This is a genomic window from Desulfobacter sp. (assembly GCF_050177295.1).
This window is the reverse complement of record NZ_JBFXHE010000210.1, coordinates 1-7,598: the sequence shown is the minus strand read 5'-3', so window position 1 is coordinate 7,598 and position 7,598 is coordinate 1. Positions and strand designations below refer to the sequence as shown.

At 42.4% G+C, this 7,598-nt stretch carries 8 protein-coding genes; 6 read left to right on the top strand and 2 right to left on the bottom strand.

Features of this window, described 5'->3' with window-relative positions; translation table 11 throughout:
* Positions 1-441: 441 nt before the first annotated feature.
* Both ric and AB7U36_RS14455 read right to left on the bottom strand, forming a co-directional pair.
* Positions 442-1,209, bottom strand: a complete 768-nt coding sequence (gene ric, locus AB7U36_RS14460) for an iron-sulfur cluster repair di-iron protein (RefSeq protein ID WP_428160442.1) — start codon at positions 1,207-1,209, stop codon at positions 442-444.
* 156 nt (positions 1,210-1,365) lie between these two features.
* Positions 1,366-1,632 carry a TIGR04076 family protein gene (locus tag AB7U36_RS14455; protein ID WP_040016144.1) on the bottom strand — a complete coding sequence of 89 codons (267 nt, stop codon included), beginning with the start codon at positions 1,630-1,632 and terminating at the stop codon, positions 1,366-1,368.
* 330 nt (positions 1,633-1,962) lie between these two features.
* Between AB7U36_RS14455 and AB7U36_RS14450 the strand changes: the two genes are divergently transcribed.
* The 6 genes from AB7U36_RS14450 to AB7U36_RS14425 all read left to right on the top strand — a co-directional run.
* Positions 1,963-3,579: a sensor histidine kinase gene (locus tag AB7U36_RS14450; RefSeq protein ID WP_428160441.1), complete on the top strand. Its 1,617-nt coding sequence runs from the start codon at positions 1,963-1,965 to the stop codon at positions 3,577-3,579.
* Positions 3,580-3,585: 6 nt separating this feature from the next.
* Entirely contained in the window at positions 3,586-4,935 is a 1,350-nt protein-coding gene (locus tag AB7U36_RS14445; RefSeq protein ID WP_428160440.1) for a sigma-54-dependent transcriptional regulator, read from the top strand.
* Between the two features lie 409 nt (positions 4,936-5,344).
* Positions 5,345-5,794, top strand: coding sequence for a hypothetical protein (locus tag AB7U36_RS14440; RefSeq protein ID WP_428160439.1), 450 nt, complete (start codon positions 5,345-5,347; stop codon positions 5,792-5,794).
* A 409-nt stretch (positions 5,795-6,203) separates the two neighbouring features.
* Positions 6,204-6,482 carry a hypothetical protein gene (locus tag AB7U36_RS14435; RefSeq protein ID WP_428160438.1) on the top strand — a complete coding sequence of 93 codons (279 nt, stop codon included), beginning with the start codon at positions 6,204-6,206 and terminating at the stop codon, positions 6,480-6,482.
* A 179-nt stretch (positions 6,483-6,661) separates the two neighbouring features.
* Complete coding sequence (locus AB7U36_RS14430) at positions 6,662-7,075, top strand: GreA/GreB family elongation factor (protein WP_428160437.1); 414 nt, start codon at positions 6,662-6,664, stop codon at positions 7,073-7,075.
* Positions 7,076-7,285: 210 nt separating this feature from the next.
* Positions 7,286-7,598: cation:proton antiporter (locus tag AB7U36_RS14425; RefSeq protein WP_428160436.1), on the top strand; the 313-nt coding region annotated here is incomplete at its 3' end.

Here is a 7,598-nt window from a genome sequence, read left to right as displayed (position 1 = left end):
GTTCTGTTCACCAGCCAACTCGACCACCGCCTCTATCGTCACCGTCCGTCGTTTCTCAGCCGGAAGATGTTTGTTTGATGAGCGCATTTGAATCCCTATAAAAGATAGTAATTAATTACTATCTTTTGTATTCTTTAAATAAAATTTGTCAACCAGTTTTTTGAAAAACTGTTGATACTGAAGAAAGAGCCCCTCTGCAGTACCCTCGGGGTTTGAAGTCCAATGGTACGAAAAGTTACTATAAGGAACCCAATACTCCAGTTTGAGTAGAATCTCTGCATCACTGCCGAATTTATTCAATTTGACAAGGGATATATTACCAATATTACCAAGTAGTTCGGTAATATTCTGTGCTATGTTTCGATTCATCAAATGCCTCTTGTATCCTGGCTGTTACTCATCCTTACCGGAAAAAGCCACACCAAACGCTCGACTCCGGGATCAGGAATTAATCATCACTTCCTGCGCCGTGCTTTTCGGGAACAGGATGTTGTTTTCCAGATGAATGTGCTCGTGCAGGTCGGCCTCCAAAACCTGAAGTCCGTCGTAAAGCGCCGCAAAGGTCCGGCAGCCATCGGCGGGAAGCCGGTAATTTCCGGTCAGCTTGCGGATGTCTATCAAGACATTCCCCGCGTGATCATGCTCCAGCATCATCTGCCGAATCGGGTTTTCAATTGTTCCGCAGTGGACGACCGGCCGAGGGGCGGTTCCAGACATAAAGGCATCAATGCCCTTGATGGCTGGGAAGAGAATTTGCTCCTCTTTCAGCAGGTGCACCGAGAGTTCTTCAGCGAGCCCGTCAAACAGTTGCCGCAGCTGATTCAGCAGCTCGCCGTGTTTTTCGCCGTGAGCGCGCTGAACCTTCTGCAGCAGTCCGTCGAGACGCAACAGCTGTTCCTTTGTGAAGGCGTGGTGCTTGTCGAGAATATGCTCGGCCAAGACGGTGAGCGTAGCCGCATTCCAGTCCGTCGCAGGCGCCTCTTTTTGCGCGGAATTCCAGGCCTGTTTCAGTTTGTCTTCAACCGTGCGCCACTTCAGCCCGGCCGCCTGCAGGGCGGCGGACAAAGGACGCAGTCCTCCGCAGCAATAGTCGATCCCAAGCTTTTCCAACTGCGACCGCAGCTGAGGGTGCTGTACCACCAGTTCGCGGAGGATTTGCTCCGGGCTGATCTTTAACGGACGGTTTTTTTCTGCGGTTGATTTGTTCATAGCCTCTCCTTTTTCTCTTAATGTTGCGGATATACTACCCGCTTCCTCGCCGCTCCGCCTTGATTTGTATCAAGAAAATCACCAACGAATAAAAAAAACGGCAAATGAAAAATCCAGTCTATCCAGCATACATGGAGAGGTAGGGGTGTTTGAATCCTACCTCCCCGGTTTTACAATTTCTAACTTAAAAACCAGAGCTGTGTCTGCATCAGAGCAGCAAAAACGAATATCTCCCTCTCGGCTTAACGGTAGTTTGCCGCCGTATCTTAAAATGTCAATATATGGGAAGGCGCAGTGCATTGCCATAGGGCATAAATTTCCTCTTTCCGAGTCAAAATCAAAACAATCGCCTAATTTATGTCCTCTGTGGCAACCTTTTTTTCCCAGCCTGTCGATGACTTTAATGAGTATCTTATCCTTCATATAGAACATATCTTTCCGCTATAATTTACTACATTTCATTAGTTTAACCTTAACAATTCCTTCATTCAAAGTCTATGACCGCAAATGGCCGTTGGCTTTTTGAAAACTGGTGAGTTTTGGAACAATCCTTTGCTTAAAAGTTTGATTGTCAGATATCAACCTATGATGCTTTTTTTCATGTCATTCTTCCTTGGGTATTACGCTTTTACATGATAAAAGTACTTTAGTGATATAAATTTAATACTTCAAATCAATGGTGGTAAAGCTATCGATACAAAATTTACAGAGTCATATTTTCAGAAATTTCGTTTGCTTCTGATTTCTGTATTTATGTTAATTGCATTGGTACCGCTGGTGTTTTTTGGCCTTAATGGGTTTTCTAAAGGCAAGCAGATGATTGAAGAGAAAGCGGCGTCCTATTTAACCAATCAGGCCAAAAGAAACGCTGAATCCATTAAACAGTTTATGATAGAGCGGGTGAATGATATTCGTCTAATCATCAGTATTTGGGATATTTCAAAAACAAATTTCAGCGATCATATTGATCAAATAGCCAATGACCAGCATAGACCCTACGTAGACTTTTTCATCATGACGCAATCCGGGCAACTCGTCTTCAGTACAGGAGGAGGAAAGATTAATTCAAAAATTCTGGAGATGGCGGCATACGACACACTATCCTGGCAGGGAATGAAAATGCCAAAAATATTCGGCATGACTAAAGACAATGATTATATTCCTGTATTGATGCTGTCGACCCCCCTGTCATCAGGTACAGCCACAAAAGATAGGCATTTTTTATATTGCCTGATCGACTTTAGATCGATAAGTGTGTTGCTCAGAGACAATAATATGGAGGCTACCGGCGAAGTGTATTTGGTTAACAAAGAAGGATTGTTTTTATCCACATCCCGATTTGGCGCCAAAACCCTTGAAACCAAGATTCCAATGGAAAAACAATTACCCGAAGGTAATTTGCCTGCATATCAGGCCATTGACTATCGGGGTAAATCTGTTTTGCAGGCCAGACGGGATGTCGATCCGTTTGGCTGGATCGTAATGGCAGATCAGGACATGATAGAGATACTGGATAGTATCAAGACTCTGGAGAAAAAAGCATTTTTTTATGCCCTCATAACAGGTGGGCTTGTTTTGGTTTTGGCTTTTTTTATATCAACGTACATTGCAAATATGGTCAAGAAGAAATACCAGCGTGAAAAGCAAATGGAATTTCAGGCGATTCAGAAAGAAAAATTGGCATCTATGGGTCTTCTAACCTCCGGCCTTGCCCATGAATTGAACACGCCTTTGGCAAATGCGCTGCTTTATACGCAAATTGCCCTTGAAGAAATGGAAGAGCAACCTTTTGACAAAGAGAGCATTTCTCAGCATTTGTTGACTGTAATTGATGAAATTAAGCATGGCAGCAGTGTCATAAAAAATCTTCTGTATTTTTCAAGACACACACAAAGTGCGCTGCAAACAGTCAATTGCAATGATCTTCTGACCAAGTTGATGGAAATCACTATTCCTCACTGTAACGCAAAAAATATTCATATTGAGATGACTTTAATGCCTGATATACCCGATGTTCTGGCAGATCCCAGCACCCTGCAGTCCATCGTCACGAATCTTGTGGCAAACGCCATCGAGGCCATGCCTGATGGCGGAGTTCTTAGATTGAGCACTCGCTATATTCCAGTCTTGAAACTGGTAAAAATTGAGGTGATAGATTCCGGTATCGGTATCTGCCGGGAGGATATCTCAAATATATTTAATCCGTTTTATTCAACCAAAAAGCCCGGGGAGGGAACGGGCTTGGGACTTTTCATCAGTTATGAAATGGCAAGAAAACTGGGCGGTGATTTAAAGGTGGTCAGTTCAACCCGGGAGGATGCGAGAAAACCTGGGACAAATTTCACCCTTGAACTTCCAACTGGGGATTAGCAATATATGAGCGTGGTTCCGTTTAAAATATTAATCGTCGAAGATGATGTGACTTTAAACAGAGGCTTGGTACATGTTATTAGAAAAATGGGGTACGATGTATATTCCACAAAGTCCGGAGAGCAGGCCCTGACACAGATCAAGCAGCATTCATTTGATCTGGTGATTTCAGATTTTAAACTACCCGGCATTGACGGTAAGCAGGTTTTAAAAGCAGCAAAAAAATACGATGCCGATATCATGTTTATCATGATCACGGCATATGGCACAGTAGATACAGCCGTTTCTGCCATGAAAGAAGGGGCTGAAGACTATATTCTGAAACCCTTTGATATGGAAGAATTTAAAATTGTAGTCAAAAAGACGTTGGAGAAAAAATCCCTACTCATCGATAATATCCATTTAAAACGTCAATTAAAACAAAAGTATACCTTTGATAATATCATAGGGAACAGCCCCTCAATGATGGAGGTTTTTAAAACTATCCACCATGTAAAAGATTCCAAAAGCACGGTACTGATTCGTGGTGAAACCGGTACCGGAAAAGAACTGGTGGCAAAGGCCATACATTATAATGGAGACAGGGCAGCAAAACCTTACGTCCCGGTCAATTGTGCCGCAATCAATGAGAATTTGATGAGCAGTGAATTATTCGGACATGTTAAAGGCGCATATACCGGAGCGATATCGGATAAGCAGGGTTTTTTTGAGGCTGCTGACAGGGGCACCTTGTTTCTTGATGAAATCGGGGATATTGGCAAAGGGCTTCAACAAACCCTTCTAAGAGCCATTGAGAGTGGAGAAATCCAACCGGTAGGATCATTTAAACGGAAGATCGTTCAGGCTCGAATTATCGCTGCCACTAATAGAAATCTTGAAGATATGGTCGAAAAAGGCCGCTTCAGAGAAGATTTGTACTATAGGCTTAATGTTGTCACCATCAGTTTACCGCCATTGCGTGAACGCATTGAGGACATTGCGCTGTTAGCCTTTTATTTTTTGAGACGTTATGCTGCCCAGAACAACAAACAGATTGATCAAATATCCTACGATGCCTTAAAACTGATGGAAAAATACAATTGGCCCGGAAATGTGAGAGAGTTGGAAAACATTATCGAAAGAGCCACTTTATTCGAAGAAAGCCCTGCGTTAACAGTAGAAAGCCTTCCCAGCATTTTCAGACATTCTATCTCAAGAACCCCTCGCAGGAATATCAATTCATTGGATCAGATGAACAGAACGCACATTGAGGAAGTGTTGGAATCCACCGGAGGTAATAAAACCGAGGCATCCAAAATTCTGGGTATCAATCGTTCTACGCTTTATCGAATTATGAAACGATTCAAAATTCAATGATTACCCCAACGTTCGGGCCAACGTTGGGAATTCATAAAATTATCAGGTCAATCCCCCGGTAATAAAGGAAAGCCCCCTCATCTAAAATCAATTACACACCCTTGGGTGCAATTTGCATCTGTGTTGCATTTTGCGACACAGATGCAACAGTTTTCAATATTCATGTCAATCACAAAGTCTTTTTATTTCAGCATGTTACATAGAATCCAGATCTTGGTACACTCTTTGCTCTTACCATAATCAGAACAGTAAGCAGCGTTTTTATATGAAAGCTAAAATAATTTATTGAATCACTTTGATGCTTCGTTGTGAGTTGAATCTTGGTGCTGATAGACCAGGTCGGCCTATGGCCGTTAATACAGAAAATCCGGGAGGCTGATAGTCAGTCTGTTTTTTAACTGGAGGGATGATGAAAGATCACATTTTTGGAAATCTAATCGACTGGGGTAATACGCTGGACACGCTGCACTTTCTGAGAGATTCGGCAACCCTGGACGATCATCAGGAGGAGCTGATCCGGCTGCTTCGCTATGACAAAAATTGGCGGCTGCGTGAAGCTGCTGTTGAGGCTGCCGTGACATTAAGAAAGCCTTCCATTGAGACGGTAAAACAGATCGTTCAGCTGATTAAACGGGATGATCTTTACTATAACATCCGCATTATGGCGACTGAGGTTTTATCAACGCTGGTTCAGGTTATTATGGAGAACAAAGAGCTCAACAAAAACCTTGTCCGCGTGTTCATCAATGAGACGAACCACGACGTATTGGCATTATTGTCTTCGCCGGTACCGCCGATTTTCCATGATGCGTTGGACGTTACATATGAACAGATCCAAAAGGTTGTTGCAACGGTTTGATTGGCCCGCACTTAGCGTTTTAGAGCAAAAGCGCGCGCCAAGCCAATAATGATCATTAATATGGAGACTATGAACAAGATGCCTTTAAAAGATATGAAATCAGCCGAGAATCTATCAACCTGGTATTTTTGCCCGTATTGCCAAAAACAGTTGTTCAAGGGTAACATTCAAACACTGAGAATGACCTGTCCCGATTGCAACCGGTTCATTGAGTCAGAAGAGACATCCTCTCTGAATTTAAAAAGAAGAGAATCGCAATCAGTCCCTGAAAAACACCCAATCTGATGGAGGATTAATAAAATTATCAGGTTAATCCCCCGGGTAATGAAGGAAAGCCCACTCATCCAAAGACCACGGTTTGAACCATATAAAATTCCAAGCAATAAAAAAACATCATTAAGGGGACAATATGATTTTAAAAAATGAGCAAATGGATCTTTGCATCAATTGTATGAATATTCATTACTGTTTTTATTATAAAAATAAAAAGGAACCAGTCTTGTTTTGCGAAGAATATGCCTTGGAATATGTTTTTAAGGATACTGCAGCATCCTTGAATGATATTAAACAACTCAAAAGAGCTGAGGCGATGTTTTTGACTGGAAAAAACCGGGATTGTTTTATCAGGGGGCGTATAAATGAGTTCATTTTTTCTGACTGGAAGCATAGGCACAAGTGTCCCTCTTAAACGGGTGTGCCCAAAGTGTTTAATTGCTCAATTTGTAGCCTTTAGCAAAAGACATCAATCCGTTGAGTGCAAATTTTGTGGCACGAAGATTCCGCCTGGGAAAGGCAAATAAAACCAGAGACTTTGAAGCTACGGAATCATTTGAATCAATAAATAGCGTGTAATGCAAGGAAACTGAAATGGAAAAGGAAATATTGGTAACGGAGTTTGATTTAAAGCGGCTGGAAAGCCTTTTGGATATGTGCTGGGAATCTACCAGTTTTGATGAAAAAAATTTAGAGTGCCTGAAAAAGAAGATATTCAATTGCATTGTTGTGCCACCTGAATTCATTCCGAATAATATTATTACAATGAATTCGACCTTCACTGTTGAAAATGAGATCACCAAGGAGAAAAAAACCTATACGCTGGTTTTTCCGGAGGATGCAGATATCAGAGGGAACAAGATTTCCATCCTGGCCCCCATAGGTATTGCGATCCTTGGGCATAAAGTGGGTGAGTCCATAGAATGGCTCGCCCCTTCAGGGCCGAAAAAAATGACATTCACAGAGATCCACTATCAACCTGAAACTAGCGGGCAGTTCAATTTGTAATCAAGAGGTTTCATTGAACCCGGATTAAAGCACGGCATGGGATTCCCCAGCAGTGAATACCCTGCCGTGCCTAAATATTTATAAAGGCAGCGGCACAAACTAACTAGAACTACAGCAATACTTGTCTTTTTTCATACAAAAAAGGATGAGAAATTAAAACATTTTAGCTGGTTTAGGGATATACAATACTTCCATCTAACGTAAAAAGCCATGGGCATTGCTACTGATATCATTTTACTCGTTGTTGCGGCATTCTTTTGCGGCCTTGTAATGCAACGAATAGGACAACCCCTGATCCTGGGTTATATTCTGGCGGGTATCCTTCTGGGACCGCATACAGGAGGCGTAACAGTCTCAGGCCTTCACGAAATTGAACTGCTTGCCGAGATCGGCATTGCGCTTTTGCTGTTTGCCTTGGGGCTTGAGTTCTCGCTTAAAGACCTTAAACCGGTGAAGAGAATCGCATTGATTGGAACCCCGATTCAAATTTTTCTCACCATTGGACTTGGCTTCGGAATTGGTA